This is a genomic window from Acinetobacter sp. 24-47-67, from assembly GCF_056779735.1.
This window is the reverse complement of record NZ_JBWYIK010000017.1, coordinates 1-22,087: the sequence shown is the minus strand read 5'-3', so window position 1 is coordinate 22,087 and position 22,087 is coordinate 1. Positions and strand designations below refer to the sequence as shown.

General features: G+C 37.4%; 21 protein-coding genes. 5 read left to right on the top strand and 16 right to left on the bottom strand.

Annotated elements, in window-relative coordinates; all coding sequences use genetic code 11:
- Window positions 1-314, top strand: a 314-nt coding sequence (locus AC1M9K_RS14230) for an alpha/beta hydrolase (RefSeq protein ID WP_481589614.1), incomplete at its 5' end; no start/stop codon positions are given.
- Window positions 315-731: 417 nt separating this feature from the next.
- Here the strand turns inward: AC1M9K_RS14230 and AC1M9K_RS14225 are convergent.
- From AC1M9K_RS14225 to AC1M9K_RS14195, 7 genes are all read right to left on the bottom strand, one after another.
- Complete coding sequence (locus tag AC1M9K_RS14225; RefSeq protein ID WP_155757002.1) at window positions 732-839, bottom strand: DUF2474 family protein; 108 nt, start codon at window positions 837-839, stop codon at window positions 732-734.
- Window positions 840-850: 11 nt separating this feature from the next.
- Window positions 851-1,855 carry a cytochrome d ubiquinol oxidase subunit II gene (gene cydB, locus AC1M9K_RS14220; protein ID WP_180028990.1) on the bottom strand — a complete coding sequence of 335 codons (1,005 nt, stop codon included), beginning with the start codon at window positions 1,853-1,855 and terminating at the stop codon, window positions 851-853.
- Entirely contained in the window at window positions 1,852-3,297 is a 1,446-nt protein-coding gene (locus AC1M9K_RS14215; protein WP_481589613.1) for a cytochrome ubiquinol oxidase subunit I, read from the bottom strand. Before AC1M9K_RS14215 ends, cydB begins: the two co-directional genes overlap by 4 nt.
- 236 nt (window positions 3,298-3,533) lie before the next feature.
- Window positions 3,534-3,947: a DUF2946 domain-containing protein gene (locus tag AC1M9K_RS14210; RefSeq protein WP_092768857.1), complete on the bottom strand. Its 414-nt coding sequence runs from the start codon at window positions 3,945-3,947 to the stop codon at window positions 3,534-3,536.
- 187 nt (window positions 3,948-4,134) lie between these two features.
- Window positions 4,135-5,028, bottom strand: a complete 894-nt coding sequence (locus AC1M9K_RS14205; protein WP_180028999.1) for an MBL fold metallo-hydrolase — start codon at window positions 5,026-5,028, stop codon at window positions 4,135-4,137.
- Window positions 5,029-5,042: 14 nt separating this feature from the next.
- Window positions 5,043-5,459, bottom strand: a complete 417-nt coding sequence (locus AC1M9K_RS14200; RefSeq protein WP_180028992.1) for a DUF6691 family protein — start codon at window positions 5,457-5,459, stop codon at window positions 5,043-5,045.
- A complete protein-coding gene (locus AC1M9K_RS14195) occupies window positions 5,460-5,876 on the bottom strand; it encodes a YeeE/YedE family protein (RefSeq protein WP_481589612.1) in 417 nt (138 codons plus the stop codon).
- A 102-nt stretch (window positions 5,877-5,978) separates the two neighbouring features.
- On the opposite strand from AC1M9K_RS14195, the gene AC1M9K_RS14190 reads away from it, so the two are divergent.
- The gene (locus tag AC1M9K_RS14190) at window positions 5,979-6,296 is read left to right on the top strand and encodes a metalloregulator ArsR/SmtB family transcription factor (RefSeq protein WP_481589611.1); all 318 of its coding nucleotides are present in this window, start codon (window positions 5,979-5,981) and stop codon (window positions 6,294-6,296) included.
- 117 nt (window positions 6,297-6,413) lie between these two features.
- Here the strand turns inward: AC1M9K_RS14190 and dsbG are convergent, their stop codons facing one another.
- From dsbG to dsbD, 3 genes are read right to left on the bottom strand one after another with little or no spacing between them, the layout of a single operon-like run.
- Window positions 6,414-7,145 (bottom strand): thiol:disulfide interchange protein DsbG, encoded by a 732-nt coding sequence (gene dsbG / locus AC1M9K_RS14185; RefSeq protein WP_481589616.1) that lies wholly within the window; start codon window positions 7,143-7,145, stop codon window positions 6,414-6,416.
- 20 nt (window positions 7,146-7,165) lie between these two features.
- Complete coding sequence (locus tag AC1M9K_RS14180; RefSeq protein WP_481589610.1) at window positions 7,166-8,011, bottom strand: prolipoprotein diacylglyceryl transferase family protein; 846 nt, start codon at window positions 8,009-8,011, stop codon at window positions 7,166-7,168.
- Window positions 8,011-9,972, bottom strand: a complete 1,962-nt coding sequence (dsbD, locus tag AC1M9K_RS14175; protein ID WP_481589609.1) for a protein-disulfide reductase DsbD — start codon at window positions 9,970-9,972, stop codon at window positions 8,011-8,013. Before dsbD ends, AC1M9K_RS14180 begins: the two co-directional genes overlap by 1 nt.
- A 1,120-nt stretch (window positions 9,973-11,092) precedes the next feature.
- Here dsbD and AC1M9K_RS14170 point away from each other — a divergent pair.
- Window positions 11,093-11,905, top strand: coding sequence for a M48 family metallopeptidase (locus AC1M9K_RS14170; RefSeq protein ID WP_180028996.1), 813 nt, complete (start codon window positions 11,093-11,095; stop codon window positions 11,903-11,905).
- A 45-nt stretch (window positions 11,906-11,950) separates the two neighbouring features.
- Here the strand turns inward: AC1M9K_RS14170 and AC1M9K_RS14165 are convergent, their stop codons facing one another.
- From AC1M9K_RS14165 to hrpA, 4 genes are all read right to left on the bottom strand, one after another.
- Entirely contained in the window at window positions 11,951-12,778 is an 828-nt protein-coding gene (locus AC1M9K_RS14165) for an SDR family oxidoreductase (RefSeq protein WP_481589608.1), read from the bottom strand.
- 470 nt (window positions 12,779-13,248) lie between these two features.
- Window positions 13,249-14,019, bottom strand: a complete 771-nt coding sequence (locus AC1M9K_RS14160; protein ID WP_481589607.1) for a lysophospholipid acyltransferase family protein — start codon at window positions 14,017-14,019, stop codon at window positions 13,249-13,251.
- 19 nt (window positions 14,020-14,038) lie between these two features.
- Window positions 14,039-15,154 carry a beta-ketoacyl-ACP synthase III gene (locus AC1M9K_RS14155; RefSeq protein WP_035270185.1) on the bottom strand — a complete coding sequence of 372 codons (1,116 nt, stop codon included), beginning with the start codon at window positions 15,152-15,154 and terminating at the stop codon, window positions 14,039-14,041.
- Between the two features lie 47 nt (window positions 15,155-15,201).
- Window positions 15,202-19,089, bottom strand: a complete 3,888-nt coding sequence (hrpA, locus tag AC1M9K_RS14150; RefSeq protein ID WP_481589615.1) for an ATP-dependent RNA helicase HrpA — start codon at window positions 19,087-19,089, stop codon at window positions 15,202-15,204.
- Between the two features lie 510 nt (window positions 19,090-19,599).
- On the opposite strand from hrpA, the gene ahpC reads away from it, so the two are divergent.
- Window positions 19,600-20,163: an alkyl hydroperoxide reductase subunit C gene (gene ahpC / locus AC1M9K_RS14145; RefSeq protein WP_035270191.1), complete on the top strand. Its 564-nt coding sequence runs from the start codon at window positions 19,600-19,602 to the stop codon at window positions 20,161-20,163.
- A 75-nt stretch (window positions 20,164-20,238) separates the two neighbouring features.
- Here ahpC and AC1M9K_RS14140 read toward each other — a convergent pair whose 3' ends face one another.
- Entirely contained in the window at window positions 20,239-20,823 is a 585-nt protein-coding gene (locus AC1M9K_RS14140; RefSeq protein ID WP_481589606.1) for an O-methyltransferase, read from the bottom strand.
- A gap of 65 nt (window positions 20,824-20,888) precedes the next feature.
- On the bottom strand, window positions 20,889-21,110 hold the full coding sequence (locus AC1M9K_RS14135) for a DUF1653 domain-containing protein (RefSeq protein WP_481589605.1): 222 nt from the start codon (window positions 21,108-21,110) through the stop codon (window positions 20,889-20,891).
- 236 nt (window positions 21,111-21,346) lie between these two features.
- On the opposite strand from AC1M9K_RS14135, the gene AC1M9K_RS14130 reads away from it, so the two are divergent.
- On the top strand, window positions 21,347-22,087 hold a 741-nt coding region (locus AC1M9K_RS14130), incomplete at its 3' end, for a thioredoxin family protein (RefSeq protein WP_481588963.1).

The window sequence follows — 22,087 nt, the reverse complement described above, 5'->3', positions numbered from 1 at the left end:
ATCCCTTTATCCAAAGCAACCCAGCAGTGATTGAAAAACTTTCAAACGACTTAGGAGCTGGCAGCCCTGAAGGTTATGCAAGCTGCTGTGAAGCTTTGGCTAAGGCGGATGCGCGTGAACAACTCAAACAGATTTCGATTCCTGTATTGATTATTACAGGTCAACAAGACCCTGTGACCACTGTGGTAGATGGTCAGTTTATGCAAGCAGCGATTGCGGGTAGTCAACTTGTTGAGATTAATGCTTCGCACATTTCTAATGTTGAACAACCACAGGCGTTTAACCAGGCTGTGGCTGAATTTATTCAGGCTTAAGTTCAGAACAACTTAAACCTGAACTCAGGAAACATCACTTGTCACGGGTGACTCATCTTGACGCTTTGCCAGATTGCTCCACCAGTCTGGCTTTTTTTTCACAGTAATTGGACCATGAACAACGACAATTAAATATCAGTCTCGTGATTCCTTAAAACGGCGATAGTTATGTCATAAGTGATTGAAACGATGTCACTCATCATTCTCAAAGATTCAGATGATTCTTCTAATTTTATCTTAAATCAATTGTTTAAGTAAATTTTTAAAGTGTTGGTTTAGAAGCTAAAATCCGCTTAATTGTGCCTATATCATAGTTTCTATTACCCAATTATGATCAACAACGATTAGTCGTTAGTATTTAAATTAAAAACCCATCACCTAGATGATGGGTTAATTGTTGATGTCTAAAGATTTAGATTAATACGCCCACTGGATGAGCAATCGAAATAGACCAGCAATCAATAATAGACTTAAAAAACCACCGAGCCATAAAACAATAAACCACCCTGCTTGATTCAGTTTCATTATCATTCTCCTCAGTGATAACCTTCGTCACCAACACGGACCTTGTCTCTAAATACCCAATAAGATAAAGCGGTATAAAACAATATAATTGGGATTAGAATGAGTGCACCAATGAGAGCAAATAATTGACTACTTTGAGGTGCAGCAGCTTGCCAAATCGTTACACTTGGCGGAATGATATTAGGCCATAAACTAATTAAGAAGCCCGTATACGCAAGAAATACCAAAGCCAATGTATAGATGAAAGGCGCAAACTCCTGACGACGTTTACAAGCTCTAAGCGCAAGGAAAGTAAAAATCAATACCAGTATTGGTACGGGGCTGAAATACCACATTTGTGGTTGGCTAAACCAACGCTGTGCAATATCGTCATGTACAAGGGGGGTATAAATACTGACAGCGCCAAATATTAGAAATAACGCGATCATAAGCTTCGGCATCAGACGGTACATATGATCTTGTACACGCTCATCCGTTTTAAAAATTAACCATCCACAACCGAGTGTCGCGTATAACACAACAACGCCTAAACCTGTAAAGAGTGAAAATGGAGTGAGCCAATCCAGACCACCACCCGTGAACACACCATTGGTCGTCTGAATTCCTTGAATATAAGCGCCTAAAATCACACCTTGTAAAAATGAAGCTAAAATTGAACCCCAAATAAATGCTTGGTCCCAAAGTGCCTTAGTCCGATTAGCCTTAAAACGAAACTCAAAAGCGACTCCACGAAATATAAGCGCGATCACCATTAAGGTGATGGGCATATATAATGCGGACAATACAGTCGAATAGACCAGTGGAAAAGCGGCAAATAAACCAGCTCCACCAAGTACCATCCAAGTCTCATTGCCATCCCATACGGGTGCTACAGTATTCATCATGACATCACGCTCTTGGCGATCTTTCACAAATGGAAATAAAATACCAATTCCCAAATCAAAACCATCAAGAACGACATAAATCAACACACCTAGTGCGATGATCACAATCCAAATCAATGATAAATCAATCATTTCAAATTCTCCCGATCATTCACCCTGTTTGATGCTTCAAGTTGTTGTTCATTATCAATGGTACTCATCGGGCGTTTAGACGCTCGGATCACTTCGCCATCTGAATGTGGTGTTGAATAAATAAATTCTGGTCCTTTTACCATCATTTTCAACATATAAAAGATACCGATACCAAATACGATGCAGTACACCACAACAAAAATAATTAGCGTAAGTCCAACCTGTTCCGCAGAGACAGGAGATAACGCATCTTTCGTACGCATTACGCCATAGATAATCCAAGGTTGACGTCCCACCTCTGTGGTAAACCAGCCTGCCAATAATGCAATAAAACCTGAAGGCCCCATCCACAAAGCAAACTTGTGCAACCATTTAGAATCATAGAATTTGCCTGTCTTACGTAGCCATAGACCAAATACAGCCAGTAAGATCATGAGCATGCCCATACCCACCATGATTCGGAAACTCCAAAAAACGATGGTTGAATTAGGTCGATCCTCAGGTGCGAATTCTTTTAAGCCTTTAACCTCACCATCAAGGGTATGTGTCATGATCAGGCTACCCAGATTTGGAATACCAATCGCATATTTAGTTTCTTCAGCTTCCATATCTGGAATACCAAATAGATACAACGGCATACCATGATCTTTATTGGTTTCCCAATGACCTTCGATTGCAGCTAATTTAGCAGGCTGATGTTCTAAGGTATTCAATCCATGTAAATCACCCACGAACATCTGTAGTGGAGCTAAAGCAAGGATCATCCACATTGCCATCGAGAATGACTTTTTAACTAACGCATCACGGCGTCCTTTGAGTAGATGCCATGCAGCAGTTGCGGCAACCAATAAGCCTGAAACCAAGAAAGCGGCCAGTGCCATATGCGCTAATCGATAAGGAAAGGATGGGTTAAAGACAATCGCGAACCAATCTTGAGGAACAATTATTCCATTTTCAAATGCAAAGCCTTGAGGTGTTTGCATCCAGCTGTTAGATGACAGAATCCAAAACATGGATATACATGTTCCTATTGCCACCATTAAGGTTGCAAAAAAATGCGTCTTTGGTCCAACTCGCCCCCAGCCAAACAACATGATACCGAGGAAACCAGCTTCTAAGAAAAACGCACTGAGCACTTCATACGTCAGCAATGGTCCAGTGACACTACCAGCAATACGTGAAAATTCACTCCAGTTGGTTCCAAACTGATAGCTCATCACCACGCCTGAAACGACACCCATACCAAATGAAAGTGCGAATATTTTTATCCAAAATTTAAACAGATCTCGATAAACAGGATCATTCGTTTTAAGCCAACGCCATTCGAGCACAGCCAAAAAACTTGCCAATCCAATCGAAATTGCTGGAAAGATAATGTGAAATGAAACAGTGAATGCAAATTGTATACGCGCCAATTCGAGCGCTGTTAGTCCTAGATCCATGAGGTCACCTTATCATTGAATTTTGTGGTGAATGTTGTTCTTCAATGAGTTTAAAACTACAGTCAGAATTACATTGTAGATGTCATGTATCATTCCGATAACACGCGATTTTAAATTCACTTTTTTGAGGATGAGTGAATACCGTCTGTTAGCTACAGACTGTTTAAAGATTTTTTTCATAAGATTGAACTCTAAATAAATTGATTAAGATCAAAATGATCCAAGGTTTAAATCAATTAGAGTCCAAAAGGTGGCGCTCGGCCTTGAGGCAGAAGATAGAGCTTCTGTAGAGAAAAATAGACGTGCCAAAAAGAATTGCGGTAGAAGCTCAACTTAACTTGTAAGCGATCAAAAATTTCTTTTACACCAAAATCAAATGGTAAGACGAGGTCTCCATACACAGTGCAATATTGGCATTGGTGAGTAATTTGATTATGGTCGTGATGATGTTCGTTTTCACTCAAATGGTGGACGAGATCGTGATAAGTCTCATGAACATGCTGATGGCGTTCTGGAGAAAGTAAATTATGCATAATAGACATGCATACCGGAGCGACATGAAATTTCTCCGGTAAGATCGGTTGTAAATAAACCGCTAGTTGTAATAACACCGTTGCAAATGCAATGATGAGTCCACTAGATCTTAGCAAAATTTCCTCTCAACTCTTTTCGATAAAGAGTGTTTAGAAACATAGAAAAAAAATCAAGTTAATAACCGACTAGGCTGATCAACTTTCATACTTAACTATACGCCTATTGAACTTGTTTTTAAAGCCTTTTTCAATTTTATACATAACATGTATTTATAATATCTATAAAAATTAAAGTAGCTAAATTTTATGATTTGAAAAAATTTAAAGGGATTTTCAAATAAGATACTCCATTGTGTTCAGTGGGCGGAAATTTGCCACCGTTCATATTGATTTGAATGGCTGGTAAAATGAGCTTTGGCATCCCCAATGTCGCGTCACGGCTATTGCGCATTTCCACAAAATCATTCTTTTTTGAATCAATTCGAATGTGTATATTAGATTCTTTTTGCGTTTTTATATCTGTTTGACACATATATTGATGTCGATTTTCTGGTAAATAATCGTGACATAGATATACACGCATATGATCAGGCAGTTGATAAAGCTTCTGAACTGAATCAAATAATTCTGCTGCACTGCCCCGTGGAAAATCACATCGTGCTGTACCATAGTCTGGCATAAATATAGTATCACCCACGAAAACTGCATCACCTATCACATAACTAAGACAAGCAGGTGTATGACCAGGCGTTGGAATGTTGTAGGCTTCAATTTCTCCAATTTTAAAACACTCATGATCTTTAAATAAATAATCGAATGGTTGCTGTGCGTTTATTGCCTTAATATCCAATTGATAAATTGAGCCAAATGTTTCTTGTACAATTCCAATATGATGACTCATGGCAATTTTGCCACCCAGCTTAGATTTTAAATATTGCGCAGCGGTCAAATGATCAGCATGCACATGTGTTTCTAAAATCCACTCAACCTTGTAATGCTGTTCATGTATGTATTGAATAATCTGGTCAGCATGTTCCGTCGTTGTTGTCGCAGAAGCAGCATCAAAATCTAAAACACTATCGATAATGGCACAACTTAATGTCACAGGATCAGCCACGACATAACTAAATGTATTGGTATTTTGATCAAAAAAATCTTTAATTAGCGGCTTGATTTGATCTTGAGTGGCGTCTTTCATCACTAGTTTCATAACTATGCCCCCATCCATTTACGGTGAATCAAAACTCCTATCAACATCGCAATCACAAAATAGAGTGATTGATAATGCCCTAAACCAATTAATGTTAATCCTGGTGCTGGACAGATGCCTGCGATGCCCCAGCCTATCCCAAACAAGCTAGCACCTATGATGAGCTTTTTATCAAGCTGATTGCTCTTTGGTAGATCAATAGTCTCATTGAATAGAGTTAAAGGTCTTTCACTTCTGGTTACGATCTGAAAGGGTATGAATGCCACGACAATGGCACCCATCATGACAAATGCCAAACTTGCATCCCACTCGCCAAATAAATCAAGAAAATTAAGAACTTTTTCAGGGTTCGACATTCCAGATAACATGAGCCCCACGGAAAAAAGTGAGCCAAACAAAAAAGCAAAAAGGTTTTTCATTTAGAATGCTCCTGTGACATGCCGAATTATATAAACCGTTATAAAGCCTGTCAGCATAAAACTTAGTGTTGCCACAATAGATCTTTTGGACAATCTACTTAAACCACAAATGCCATGCCCACTTGTACAGCCAGAACCTAAACGTGTTCCAAATCCAACTAAAATACCTGCCACGATCATCATGAATGGACTTGCTTCGAGTTCAATTTCAGGCTGAACCCAAATACCATAGATAAACGGTGTGATGATGAGACCCAGTAAAAACCACAATGCTGGTGTTTTGAAAACTGTATGCGGATTTAGTACTTGACCGATTAAACCACTAATCCCTGCTATTCGACCATTCACATATAAGTATCCAACCACAGATAAACCGAGTAGTGCTCCACCTAAAAAAGCAATCACAATATCATGCATAACAATTTACTTATTTACAATATATTTTTTTATATTATATAATTTTGAAAAATAATCAAGATGCTTTAACATACGCATCCTTCTGTTTCAAAGGAACATCTAATGCAATCTGATGTTGAATTCAATCAAATGGATTTTTCACAAGTTGATCAAGTCAGCGATCGACTTAAAGTCCTGTCGAATCCTGATCGCTTAAAGATACTTTGTATTTTAGTAGATGGTGAATTGAACGTTCAGGAAATTGAGAATCGAACTCAAATCTTTCAACCCACGCTTTCACAACAGTTAACCGTATTACGTAAAGCTGAAATGGTGGTGACTCGTCGTGAAGGTAAACAAATTTTTTATCAAGTGAGTGATCCTAAAGTCCTCACCATTATACAAACGCTTTATCGCTTATATTGCGATCCTACTTCATAATCTTGCAATTCTTTCAGTTGTGGATATGAGACTCAAATACGATCATATTCTCCATGCAAATGACCATGTATTAAATTTTAAAGTTTTGTATTCAAGAGTACTAAAGTCCAAAAAATTCTATTTTTCAAAAACGTCTTGCAAGTCTTTTGCCATTCCTTGCATAGACTTGAACTCTCCTTGTTGATTTTTCCATACCATAGCTGGCGTGGAAAAAAATCCATATTTATCCATGAGTGACTCGTTATAGTCGATTTTTTCATGTAAAGATTTTGATATATTTTGCGTAACAACTAATCGCTCTTTACCTTTCTTTTTATTGTAGTCATTAAATACTTTAGCAGGATCACTTGAGTTAAGTATGGTGACAATCTGCCCTCGACTTTCTTCTCGAATTACACCAACTTGTATATGTCGAAGTTGAACTTTTCCCGAGTTTACCCATGGTCGTGCAGCTTCCCAAAATTGATGGCAATATGGGCAGTTAGGATCTGAAAATACATAAACAACGCGTGCTGCTGTATTTTCACCATCTTGAATCCAAGTCGACTTTTCAATGCTCTTCCATACATCATCTAATACGGCGTCTTTGACATGTGTATTTAATGCTTCAATAGAAATATTTTCACCTTGAGCATTATATAAATCACCCATAATGTAATATTTCTGATCATTAGAAATAAAAACCGTGCCTGGATGTTGGTTCATATGCCCTGCCCATCCTGTCATACCTGCTGGTGCTGGAATTTCTTTTACAAACTCAAAGCCCTCTGCTGAAATCTGCTTTTTTAAATCCGCATAACTGACGCTACTTATTAAAAATACGCTAGACAACAATATTAATTTATTTATATCTTTCATAACCTTTAGCTCTACTCAGCTGTCATTTTAATTAAATATTCTTGCAATTTTGCAGCGCTTAACTCACCCATATGTCTATCCACCAATTTACCTTTTTCATCGTAAAACAATGTAGTTGGCAAGCCAAAACTATTGCTCTGCTTGGGCATTTCCCCATTTACATCAAGTCTGACATTTTTAAAGTTGAAGCTGTGGTTTTGTAAATAGTTTTGAACCGTTGTGATATCTTCACCTTGATTGAGCATCACAAAATGAATATTGGGATGAGCCTTTTGTGCTTGAAAAAGTATTGGCATCTCTCTATGACATGGCGGGCACCAACTCGCCCACAAATTAACGACTGTAGGCTGACCCAAAAAATCTGTGAAATACCCTTCATTCTTATTTTCACTATGATCAGTTGGGAGTATCTGAAAACTTAGATCAGGATAATAACTTTCAACCTTGTATTGAGTTTTTATCATTACACCAATCGCTACCCAAAATAAAAACACCCCAACTAAAATGATTTTCATTTTTGTTCGTAAGCTTCGATTGAGAATGATATAGCTTAGCCCACCGAAGAATAATCCACTCCATAAGCTAAATCCTTTATCTTGGATTTTGAGTATATCTAAAGGATTTTCAATATAAATCTCCCAATAGAACATAACAAAGATGACTCTAGCGGCAACTGCTCCAATAATGATGCTTGTCCACACTGAATCTTTACTGATTTTGACTTGGGTATCTGTCCATTTATAGTGATGACCTAAAACATTGATCAGGATAATGATGAACAGTATCCCACTGAATAGAATCAATAAAACCCATGGAAACATGAGTGATCCAAGTTGAATCCCATCAAATGAAATCATTACTGAACCATCCCGACAGATTGTTCCTGCAATCGATTTAATAACTGTGTTGCAGTAAAAGTGCCAGTCAAGCGCAGATCACGTATTTCATCATGTTGCGTATTTAAAAAAATAAATGTAGGCGGTCCTAAAATTTGCCATTTTTTTAACAGTTCATCTTGGCTTGGTTCAAAATGAGTGAGATCTAATTTAATTAAAACCAACTCATTGAGTTTGGCTTGAACATCTTCACGCGGAAGTACCTCTTTTTCTATCGGTTGACATGCAACACACCAATCTGCGTAAACATCAATTACTACGGCTTTACCTTGATTTGCTTTCAAAACATTTGAAAGCTGCGCGGCAGAGTTGACTTTATGCCATGTATGTAATGTTTTGGCCTGCGTTACAAGGGAGTGCGTATACCCTTGCTGCACATAATTCACTCCTAAAAACATCATGCCGAGACTGAGTAATATGATGATGCTTTTAACTACTATTTTTTCGACATAAGGTCTCATTTTCCAGAGTAAATATACAGCAAATCCAAGAAGTAAAAGACCCATCAGAATTTGATAAATACTGGTTGGAATAAGTGGCCGTACAAAATAAATGGCCACAAGCAACATCACGAAACCAAAACAGACCTTGAGTCGATCCATCCATACCCCAGGTTTAGGTAAAAAATGCGTCCCGAAAACTGCCGCAATAAAAAGCGGCAAACCAATCCCAATGCCCAAAACAAAAAGATAAGTCGCCCCTAATAAAGGTTGGTTCATCTGTGAGACAAATATCAATGCTCCAGCCAACGGAGCACTCATGCAGGGTCCAACTATCAGTGCAGAAATCATCCCCATGAGTCCTGCACCGATCAATGTTCCGCCTTTTTGTTTTTGTTGCCAAAGATCTAAGCGTTGTAATATTCCTTGAGGTAAAGAGATTTGAAATGCACCGAAAAGATTAAGGGCAAAAGTAATAAATAGGAGACTAAAAATACTAATGAAGATCGGACTTTGAAACCAACGCTGAAAACTATAGCCCAGTTGAGAAACAACGAATCCCATTAACGCATAAACGATAGCCATCCCTGTGACAAAAATAAAAGCTATTATCGCGGCACGATAACCTCTGTGATTTTGCACAAGAATGCCTGATAAAATCGGAATTAAGGGCAATGAACAAGGCAAGAATGCCAACAATATTCCAAGTCCTAAAAACACCAATAAATTAAGCCATACACTTTGTTGAGAGAGCAAATTTAAAAAAAATTGATCGTTGTTCCATACACTCGAAAAGCTGGCTGGCCTGTTCAGATTTGCTTTAGATAAATTTGCATCTAGCGTGGATTGATCCTCACTGATTAAATTATTTTCCCCAAATTCGGTTTTATCTAACTCAAGCGCAGTAGCGTTAAAATTTTTACGATCTGCGACTGTATTATTATCCTTTGAAATGAGTTGTGTTTCTGTTTTTGGTGAAGCATTTTCTTGTGCATCTCGAGTATTCACAACTCCATTAGATGCCGCTGAAATTTCTTTGAGATTTAAAACTTTCTTAGCTTGTGTAGTTTGCTGCGCTGGGAATAAACCTGTGCTGTCAGTTGTTATCGTTATTCTTTGAATCGGATAACATAAACCACTTTCAGCACATCCTTGCCATTGAATCTTAAATTCTTGATTTGGTTTGACTGGAATATTGCTGATTACATCCTGATAATGCACTTGGGTCATACCAAAGTTTGGATCATCTTTCTCTTTTGGGCGTGGTAGAGATAACTTTACAGGACCTTGAATGTCTGAAACTTTGATTTGATCATGATAGAGATAGTAACCATCTGCGATCTTCCATTTTAGTTCAGCTTGATGATGACTGACTGATACTGCCTCAAATTGAAATGCTTGATCTGGTGGTAAAAAATCTGCAAATGCAAAATTACTCACCAAAATACCAAGCAATAAACTACCTTTAAACCACTTATTCATATTGCTGTATCAGTTCCTGTCTAGTCGTTCAAAGTTCAACGAATGAATTAAGAAAGCGTGATAAAAACAAAAGCCGCTTCAACGCTCCTCGTCACCCGAGATCGCTCATACATTTGTACTGCCCTAACATGAACTTTATATCGCAAAAAATCTCATTATTCCGTTGGAATTCTTTAAATATTTCTGTTTATCACCTTGGCAAAGCATTTGTGATTAAGATTTTACTCGAACCAAGAAAGAAACCCTCATTTGATTCACCAAGTGCTCCACATCAAGATTAATCATTCTTTCAAAATACGATGCGATTGAATGACGAGTACTGAAAACTCAAGTTCAGGTTAAACATCTTTGAAATTGAACGAATTGATACTTATATTGACTGAAGACAAAATAAGTTTAGATGAATTTATTTTAAAGTGTTCTGTTGTATCGATTGGCTAAGATAAGCAGCATGCGCATATTAATGATGCTCAGACCTTGTCAAAAATCAAACAAGCCTTATAACACTGTGATCAAAAAAATTCGTGGTTTAAAAATCATATAATTAGCCCACCCAAATTTAATTAAAATACCCAACGATAATATGTGTGAATTAAATCACAAAATACACCAAATCAACATATAAGAAAAACTTCACAATATAAGAATTAATTTTTAATAACTTTGAATGAAATTCCAAAATATTTCGTTATGAGTTATTTATCAATATTCAACTAAAATAGTGAGAATTTATTCTCATATTAAATTAAATTCAAAAAAAGAATCACACTTAAATATTTAAAGAAAACAATAATAAAACATAAAATACTGATTTATATATACTATTAATTTTAATAAATATTAATCCAATCACAAATAATATAATAAAAATATAATAAAATACAAAATATATATAAATAAAATAATTTATCTAAATAACAAAATAACAAAATAACAAATAAAAAAAATATTATTGTGACTCAAATCTCATTATAACCACCATGATATTAATTCGTTCAAATTAATAATTAAAATAATGTTTGTTTAATTAATCTAAATATTGAACAATAATTAAACACGAAATCTAGCTATTAAAAATCAAGCTAGATCTCAAATAATATCCCATCATTAAGGTGTAATTATGAAATCCTTCGCGTTTGGTATTATAAGTTCAATTGCATTAATCTCGACTGGCTGTGTTTCAACCACATCATTAGGCACTGTAGCTTCCGAACGCAAACAACTCATGATTATTCCGGAATCAGCTTGGAATAAAATTTCAAACCGTAGCTATAATAAATTTGAAAAGAAAGCGAAAACTAAGTCTTTGTATCTTGAAGATCCACGATTAAATCAAATTTTAGCACGTTTAATCCCACATGCTAATCAATATTTACGTGAAGGTCGTCAACCAATTCAATGGCGAATTAACGGTGTGCTCAGCAGCAAACCGAATGCCCAATCCTTTCAAAGTGGGCAAATTGTAGTTAATTCGGCTGTATATATGTTTGAAAACTTATCTGATGACGAGTTAGCCACCCTAATTGCGCATGAAATGGCACACATTATCCGTAATCATAGTCGTGAAAAGGCTTCTCGTTTCGCAGCAATGAATTTGGGTCTAATGGGTGCAACCATGGGAACTGGGGCTGCCATCGGGCTTGCAAGTGGTTTATCTGGTAATCAAACCAATATGTCTCATCGCCGTCATCTAGAAGAAGAAGCTGATTTGATTGGTTTAGATTTGATGGTGAGAGCGGGATACAATCACAATGCAGCACTCTCATTTTGGGATAAATTCGAAGCTAATCTCAACAAACGTAAAATGAATAAAGATCAATCAACTTTGTTTGCAAGTCATCCGAGCAATGACCAACGTAAAGCATTCTTAACTGAACAAGTCATGCAGATCGAGATGTATCAAAAGGATGTCAACCTTACTGCATTACGATAATTTAGTATAAATAATAAAGCCCAACACAATGTTGGGCTTTCTCATTTATGGATCAACAAATAGATCAACCATCAATTCTTCATCTGATGGTTCCACTCGATATTTTTCGAAATCAGTTTCACCTTTCTCTCTTAATATCTCTTCATCGATCATCATACGACCCGTGATCGAACGTTTCTCACTCGTCAAGATTGCATACGCTGCATCAGCCATGATTGCCGGTGTCCGAGCCTTGCTAAATAACTCACGTCCACCGAGAGAAAACTCAATCGCTGCAGTTGCAATAATGGTTCTAGGCCACAAGGCATTAACACTTATCCCATAACGTTCGAATTCTTGATTCATTCCCATGGTCAACATACTCATACCATATTTACTGATGGTGTAAGGAGAATGAACCGCAAACCACGATTCTTTTAAATTTAAAGGTGGAGAGAGACTAAGAATGTGTGGATTTTGACTTTGTTTTAAATAAGGCAAGGCAGCTTGACTACAGACCATAACGGCGCGAGTATTCACTTGATACATGAGATCAAAACGATTTGGATCAAGCGTTTCAACCCCACTCAAATTAATCGCACCAGCATTATTAATGAGGACATCTATCCCACCAAAATGTTCAGCAGCCTGTTTCATTGCGGCTGCGACAGCATCTTGATCTCGTACATCAAGTTGGATCGCTAATGCTCTCCCACCAGCTGCTTCTATTTCTTTTGCAACAGAATGAATCGTACCACTGAGTTTCGAATGTTCAGTGCTCGTTTTTGCAGCAACCACAATATTTGCACCATCTTTTGCAGCTTTAAGTGCAATCTCACGACCGATACCTCTGCTTGCACCTGTAATGAACAGTGTTTTTCCTTGTAGTGACATAATCCCTCTGTGTTATTTTGTTTTTTGAGTTTTCAATGTACAAAAAAAAAGCACTTATGCAAAATTTCTTTATGAACCTCTAAGTCGTAGAAGCATACATTTTGCAATTACAAAATTAGAATTGTTTTGATAGCATGCTAAAAAATTTAAATAACATTCTGTTTTTATTAATTTTTAAAAAACCAACTATAGTTGCATTTTGTGCCAAAAATTCACCTTTGATTTTAAAACTTAATTTGTGTGAAATTTAAAAAGTGAAAATCGCGCTCATACGCCTATTATTATTCTGAGATAAAAAAAAGCCCAAGGAGGAGTACAATCTTTGGGCTTAGTAAACTGAATATTTACATTAAAATAATATACCTAATTGATATAAAATAGAAAGCACTAATTTATTTTTTTAATATTATTTTAAAAATATTTTTATAATCAACAATATAATTAGATTAAGAAGTATAATTTTCTAAGATTTAACTTTGTCTATCTCGTATCAACTGCGTTGATGCAATATTTTCGTAAATCGTTTGCTGCAATTGATCTCTGAATTCAATCAAATCCTGTTCTGTTTTGATATTTGAGATTGATTGTCGTGGTAAAAACTTGAAATAGAATGGGACTCTTTTAGGAATAATATTTTTGGGTATTGAAGGCAAGACATCACCTTGACGGAGTAATTTGCCAATTTTAGGTACAGCTAAAAGCTTTTTAAACCACTTTTTTTCAAGCAAATAATTGGCATCAAGTGCCAAATCGAATACTTCATCACCACCTACAGCTACAAAAGGTGCAATGTCGTAGTCAAATTCTTGAGCTAACTTTAAGAATCCGTAGCGCTCTTTCCATATGAGTTGATATTCTTCCCCTTTGCGCTTTACGACCTCACGTCCACCACCTGGAAACACTAGGATAGAGTATCCTTGTTGCATTGCATCTCTGGCGTATTCTCTTAGACCCTCAATTGCACCCATTTTATGAACCATATCTTTCCAATACGGTATTTTGAAATGAATGTGATCACCTAAACTCACAATTTTAATTTTGTGCTCTGTATATAGATAATCAATCAATATTGGCGTATCAAATACACCATAAATTGTATGATTACCCACATACATGGCAGGTTGATTAGCATTGAGATGTTCAACACCAAGAAAGGTCGGTTTAAAATAAAAACGTTGCAACAAACTACCATATCGGATCATTTTAGAATGGTGTTGGATTTGCAATGCTTTATTTTCCATTGAACATCTCTTTATCTAATTAAGCTACTCGCTTCTGAACCAGTATTGAACCAACAGAATAACCTGCGCCAAATGAACATAATACGCCGTATTCACCATCATTCACTTGATCTGCAGTTCGGTGTAACGCAATGATGACACCAGCTGAAGAAGTGTTTGCAAACTCGTCTAAAATGATTGGAACTAAGTCTGGATCTGCTTCAGCAGCAGCTTTACCCACAACCAGCTTTAAAATTAACTCGTTCATGCTGGCATTGGCTTGATGTAACCAGAAACGTTTAACATTCGTCGGTTCGATTTGGTTTTTCTCAAGTTGCTTTGTAATCATTTTCGCAACCAATGGGCATACTTCTTTAAACACTTTACGGCCATCTTGACGGAAGCGTTTATCATCCGCGTTGGTTGTTTCACTTGGATTCAAGAAACCAAAATTATTACGAATGTTATTAGAGAATTGCGTAAACAATTGCGTATCTAAAATTTCGAATCCAGTTTTAGAATCTGTATCTTCGATAATTGAAGCTGTCGCCACATCACCAAAAATGAAATGACAATCACGTGAACGATAATCTGTATGACCTGATGTGATTTCCACATTGACCAAGAGCACACGACGAGCGCCAGACTTAATCGCATCATAAGCTTGTTTTAAGCCAAATGTTGCAGCAGAACAAGCAACATTCATATCATAAGCATAACCTTGAATGCCTAATGCAGTTTGAATTTCAATAGCAACCGCAGGATATGCACGTTGCATATTTGAACAAGCCAATATTACAACATCAATGTCTTCAGCAGTTACACCGGCATTTTCCATTGCTTGTTTTGAAGCGATCACACCCCACTCAGCTTGAAGTGAAATTTCATCATCTGATCGTTCTGCTAAGTTTGGACGTAAACGATTAGGATCTAATACGCCTTCCTTCTCTACAACATAACGTGCTTTAACACCTGAAGCCTTCTCAATAAATTCTGCACTTGAACCACGGCGTGCTTCGATTTCGCCCGCAGCAATTTTTTCAGCATTCTCTTGATTAAACTTTTCTACATAAGCATTTAAACTTTCAACCAATTCTTCATTGGTGATGACATGTTCAGGATGGAATAAGCCAGTGCCTGTAATACGAATGCCCATGCAAAACTCCTTTTTTGAGTAACTCAATATTTCAAATTAAAGCTATATTAACTGATTCCGAGACGTTCCCATACTTTTTGAATACGGTTTGGCGAAATTGGCATCTTGGTTTTCATCGGTTGAGAGAATAATGAGATTCTCAGTTCTTCAACCATAAAATATAGCTCTTTCAATTTTTGATCATTTTTATATTTAAATAATTTATCCATCCAAGGATCGACTTGAGCAATCGCATCATCATCTCGTTTGAGATTATGAGGCAAACGATCAATCCTAATCAATAAAGCTTTAAGATAGCGTGGAAATTCAATCCACACATCTACAGATTTACTATAAGCAAAATCCGCTAGACTCATCAGATCAAGTTGATCTTCAATATCATCGATATTTTTACCAAATACATTGGCATCAATCATCATCAACTCGCGTCGAATTTGTTGCCATTGTACATAAATGTCATTAAAGGCAGCCAAGACCTTTTGACCATGCGTCAGGAAAGACTGCTTGACAGCCTGCAGAATTGTTTGGAAATCTTGCGCATCTACAGGCTCTTTTTCTAAAGCCATTTGCAATGTTGCGTAAACTAACATTTGTTCTAACTGAGCTTTATCACCCAAAGGGGAATAGGCTAATGCGAGTGGTTTAGAAATTTGTTTTTTAAGCTGTCGAATCAAATCACCTAGCTGCATATGAATCAGGCGAATAATACCAGCACGATGATGGCGTATTGCTTCGTGCTGATCATTAAACGTTTGAATGACAACACCTGACTCATCCTTTTGCTCAAGCTTAGAAAATTCCTTGCTTGGTACAAGTGCTTGATATTGTTTGACGACGACACCTGTGACTTTTTGCGATGCTTCAAACACAAAATGCTCAGGGAAAGTTTGATACTCACCTTTTAACTGCTTGACTGGACTATGCGTTTCAGTACGACAGCGTGCTTTTAATTCAGATAAATCGCGACCTTGCTCAATCACTCGTCCTTTTTCATCGATGACTTTAATGAGCGGTAAAAGATATTGTTCAATTCGATCTACATTAAAATCTTTTTCAGTGATCTGTTCGCCTCTCAATTGAAAAGCTAAAAAACTAAAAATATGCTTTTGTAAATCTTGCGCATCTATTTTGGACATCAGTTTACGCGCAGTATCTGGTATAGGTACCAAGCCACGACGCTTATCTTTTGGAAGAGCTTTTAATAGTGCTTCAATCAAATCAAGACGCCAACCTGGAATGCCCCATGACCATAGGTTTTCATCTACTTGTGGCAGGGCCTGTAGTGGAATCTTGACCGTCGCACCATCTTCATCATGGCTTGGGTCAAATCGATAACTTGCCGCTAAACGAAGGTCCCCATTACGTAAGTAATCAGGAAACTGTTGGGTAGTTGGACGATCGTTAAGCCATAAAGCATCGTCATCGATGAACAAATAACGTGGATTTTGAGGCTCAACTGTTGCACGCCAATCTTCAAAACTACGCCGACTCGCTACATCTTCAGGCACTTTTGCAGCATAAAACTGATAAATCGTCTCTTCGTCTACCACCAAATCACGACGTCGCAATTTATCTTCTACTCGCTCAACCTCTTCTAGTTTAAGCAAGTTATGTTTTAAAAATGGTGGTGTAATCCCCAGATGACCCGTCGTTAAAGCATCGCGAAGGAAAATTTCATGCGCCGTAGTTTGATCGACCTTTTCATAATTGATTTGACGCTTAGGCTCAATAATCAAACCAAACAGTGAAATTTGATCATATGCGTTAACTACACCTGCTTTTTTCGACCAATGCGGTTCAAAGTAATGATGTTTCACTAAATCACGTGCAGCTAGCAAAATCCACTCAGGCTCAATTTTCGCCAGTGTTCGTAAATACACCTGAGAGGTTTCTACCATCTCAAATGCCATGACCCATGGTGTATTGGTTTTGTGTAAGGTCGATGCAGGAAATATACGTGCCTTTTGTTGACGCACTGCCATGAATACATTGCGTTCATCTGTTTTATTTGCAATGAATGACAATAGTCCCGTGAGTAAAGCTCTGTGAAGATTTTCGTAACTGGTTTTCTTTTCATTAAAAGAAAGCTTTAAGCCTTGAGCAAGATCAACCAGTTGCTCATGTGTTTTTTTCCATTCTCTCAAGCGTAACCAACTCAAGAAATGATTACGTGCAAATGTGCGACGCTTATTTTCACTCATCTCCCGATTTGCAACCAACGCATCCCATAATTTGAGATAGAACAGAAAGTCAGAGTCGGCTTCACGAAACAAGGCATGCTTCTGATCCGCTTGCATTTGTTTATCAGCAGGACGCTCTCTTGGATCCTGAACAGCTAACGCAGCCACGATAATCAATACTTCATTGAGCGCCCCAAAATGAGCACCCCCCAAAATCATACGTGCGAGTCTTGGATCAATTGGCATTTTTGCCATTTGTTGACCAATTTTGGTGAGAGAATCGCCTTTGCCTTGAAGTCCACCTTTATCTAAAGATGAGGCTGTTTTAGCCGCAAGAGAAGGATTTCTCTTTTCCGTCATCGCCCCGAGTTCAATCAGCAGTTTACGACCATCATTGACGAGACGATGATCAGGCGGTTCAATAAAGTCAAAATCTTCGAGTGTTCCAAGACCTAAACTCTGCATCTGCAAAATAACAGATGCCAAATTAGTACGTTTGATTTCAGGTTCAGTAAATTCGGGACGACTTAAAAAGTCTTCTTCTGAATACAATCGAATACACACACCCGGTGCAATACGACCACAACGACCTTTACGCTGATTGGCTGCTGCTTTAGAAATCGCTTCAATCGGTAAACGCTGAACACGCGAACGGTAGTTATAACGAGAGATACGTGCAAAACCACTATCAATGACGTAACGTATGTTTGGAACGGTCAATGCAGTTTCCGCAACGTTGGTGGCAATAATGATACGCCGTCCACCACCAGCAGGATTAAAAATCTTTTGTTGTTCAGATAACGCTAGTCTCGCATACAAAGGTAGAACTTCTGTATGACGAGGTCCATGTTTGATTAAAGTTTCCTGTAGCTCACGAATCTCTTGTTCCGTACTGGCAAAAATCAAAATATCTGCGTGTTCAGGATGACCTTTTTCCTGTGCATCTTTGAAACATTCTTCAACAGCTGATACTACTGCGCGCGGTAGGTTTTCTTCAAAGTCATCAAACTCATCATCATCACTTCCTACAATACTCATTTCAGAGATCGGACGATAACGCACTTCTACAGGAAAACTACGACCTTCAACCTCAAAGATCGGTGCGTTATTGAAGTAACTTGAAAAACGATTAACGTCTAAAGTTGCAGATGTGATGATGACTTTAAGATCTTTACGACGTGGCAAGAGCTGTTTTAAATAGCCCATGATGAAGTCAATATTGAGCGAGCGCTCATGTGCTTCATCAATAATAATGGTGTCATATTTGGTTAAGAAACGATCATGAGCCAATTCAGCCAGCAAAATACCATCTGTCATTAAACGAACGATAGAGTCCTGTGAACCCTGTTCGTTAAACCTTACTTTAAATGAAATAGACTCACCGAGTTTTTCACCCACCTCTTCTGCAATACGTTGCGATACACTGCGCGCAGCTAATCGTCGTGGCTGGGTATGACCAATTAACCCTGTTAAACCACGCCCCGCAAGCATGGCTATCTGAGGAAGCTGAGTTGTTTTACCTGAACCTGTTTCACCCGCAACGATAATGACCTGATGTTTTTGAATGGCCTCAATCAATTTGTCTGCATATTGGGTAACAGGTAAATCTTGATTAAGTTTGATATTAGGAATGCGTTGAATACGCTGTTGTACTTTTAAATTTGATTTTTCAAAAAGTTCTTGATATTGCTTTTCATTGGCATCTTTTCCTTTGCGTAGTCGATTTAAACGATGAAGATCTCGTGCCATCACCATTTGTTCTACATTTAACCCTATCGTCGCCAAGTTTTAGCCCTATACCAATTACGAAACGCTTTATTCTACTCATTTTCAAAGATTATCCCAAATCTGAATCGGACTATTTTTTTAGATTAAATGAGAATATAAAGCTTAAAATGATCTTAAGTTGAAATAGAAACATGTCAGCCGCGTTATGTGACAATTCATACAATTTTTGAAATTTTCATGTAGCTTTTTATATTTTTGAAAAACTAAATCCAAAATAATGATGGTTTTTTTAATATTTACCCTTGAATTTTCACTTCAGTGTCTTCATGTTGGTAGGCATGTGAAATTTTCTCATCCTGTCACGAATACATCATTTTGATGTGTTACAAGGAAGACAGATGACAAACTTAAATGGCAATCAATTTACATAATTCGGTTTTTCCGATTTTTGTAATGTAAAAATACCATTTCAGCACAGAACGAAAGTTCGATACTCTAATTGAAAATTAAAGACTAACCTCAATCATGGAGACAATGATGAGCTTAATTAATACTGAAGTTAAACCATTCGCAGCTACAGCTTACCACAACGGTCAATTTGTAGACGTGACTGAAGCTGATCTTAAAGGCAAATGGTCTGTAGTATTTTTCTACCCTGCTGACTTCACTTTCGTTTGCCCAACTGAACTTGGTGACCTTGCTGACAACTACGCTGAATTCCAAAAATTAGGCGTGGAAATCTACGGTGTTTCTACTGACACTCACTTCACTCACAAAGCTTGGCACGACACTTCTGACGTAATTGGTAAAATCCAATACCCATTAATCGGCGATCCAACTTGGACTCTTTCTAAAAACTTCGAAGTTCTAATCGAATCTGCTGGTCTTGCTGACCGTGGTACTTTCGTAATCGACCCAGAAGGTAAAATCCAAATCGTTGAAATTAACGCTGGTGGTATCGGTCGTGATGCTCAAGAACTTCTTCGTAAAGTTAAAGCAGCTCAATACGTTCACGCTCACCCAGGCGAAGTTTGCCCTGCTAAATGGAAAGAAGGCGATGCAACTCTTGCTCCTTCAATCGATCTAGTTGGTAAAATCTAATTCATTAGATAGCACTAAAAAAACCACGCTTTGCGTGGTTTTTTTGTGTTCAATCCATCAAATTCTCAATCACCATCAATTCCGCGTAATCATCAATAATCCACACCCAATATTCAGCGTCATCGTGCAAAAATCAGGATCAGCCTTAACATCCTTTAAAAAACTTTGTATTTCAGCAGCATGGGAAATCACTTTATCTACAAGTATTACGCCATGTTCAGGATGTAGTACCTTTTTTAAATATTGCCAATAATCAGGATATGCATGTCGATTCGCATCTAAGATAATTAAGTCATACACATCGCCTTCATTAATTAATAAATCAATTGCATCACTGCTGATAAAATCAATAAGGTGATCTAAACTAAACTGTTTGGCGTACTGAGTCGCAAGTGCTGTTCTTTTTGAGTTTATATCAACCGTCGTCACTCGACCCTGATAATCCGAAACCGACTCCGCCATCCATAATGTTAAATATCCTGTCGAAGTTCCTATTTCAAGAATTCGTTTAGAGGTCTGGATCTTAATAAGCATCGAAATATAATGGGCAGATTCTGGTTTTATATTTCGATATCTCAGATCGCGATCAGTTTGATATGCATCATGTTGAATTAACTGCTGATATAAACTTTGCATTTGACTTAGAAATTCAGCATTCATGACATATTCTCATTGAATCGATTTCTATAAACTAATCAAAGATAAAGTCTTTACTATGACAATCATCATAATTTTTGAATCAATTTAAAACGTTCAATTTCACGATCATCATCTTCTAGATAAATGCTTTCCGTAAACATCGATAATGGTCTTACCCATATTGAATAATCTCCATAAAGGCATTGATAGACCACAAGCTTTTCTTGAGTTTCACTATGCGTCGCTACATGCAGGACTTGATAAAGTTGTCCTTTATAGTGTTTATAAATGCCTCTCTCTAAGGTCATAATTGGTCCTCGCTCATATCTATTAAAATAATTTTAATGTAAATATCTGAATTGAAATTGCTTTTATACTTGAAAATTCAAGTTTTAACTCAATACTTTCATACATCTACACCAAAGACTTTGATTAAATTTATTTTTCCGATTGAACTTATAAAAACAAACTGTTTTATCTATTCAATCAATTGTCTTAGTATACCTGTATCGAATGAATTATTACTCCTTTGGAGACGTTAGCAATGTTAGATCAAAATACTTCAGCTCAATTAAAAACGCTTTTAGAACGCCTTGAAGGTCCAATCGAACTGGTTGCGACTTTAAATGATTCAGACAAATCTGCAAAAATCAAAGAACTTGTGGAAGAAGTGGCAGCACTTTCTCCATTCGTCACAGCTCGTTTTGATGGTCAAAATAAACGTGCGCCGAGCTTTGGTATTGCAAAAGCAGGTGAAGAACCGCGTGTCTTCTTCGCAGGTTTACCAATGGGTCATGAGTTCACTTCTTTGATTTTGGCATTGCTACAAACTTCTGGTTATGCACCAAAAGTATCTGATGAAGTATTAGCATCCATCAAAGCTTTAGAAATCAAATCTGACTTTGACGTATTCGTATCTTTAAGCTGTCATAACTGTCCAGATGTGGTTCAAGCACTTAACTTGATCGCAATCTACAACCCTGGCACAACTGCAACCATGATTGATGGTGCATTCTTCCAAGACGAAGTTGAAGAACGCAAAATCATGGCTGTCCCAATGGTGTTCCAAGACAACGAACATATTGGTCAAGGTCGTATGACATTGGAAGAGATTGTTGCGAAGCTCGATACTAATTCTGCTGCGAAAGATGCTGAAAAGCTCAATGCCAAAGACGCATTTGACGTGCTTGTGATCGGTGGTGGTCCTGCAGGTAACACATCTGCAATCTATGCGGCTCGTAAAGGTATCCGTACAGGAATCGTTGCTGAGCGCATGGGTGGTCAG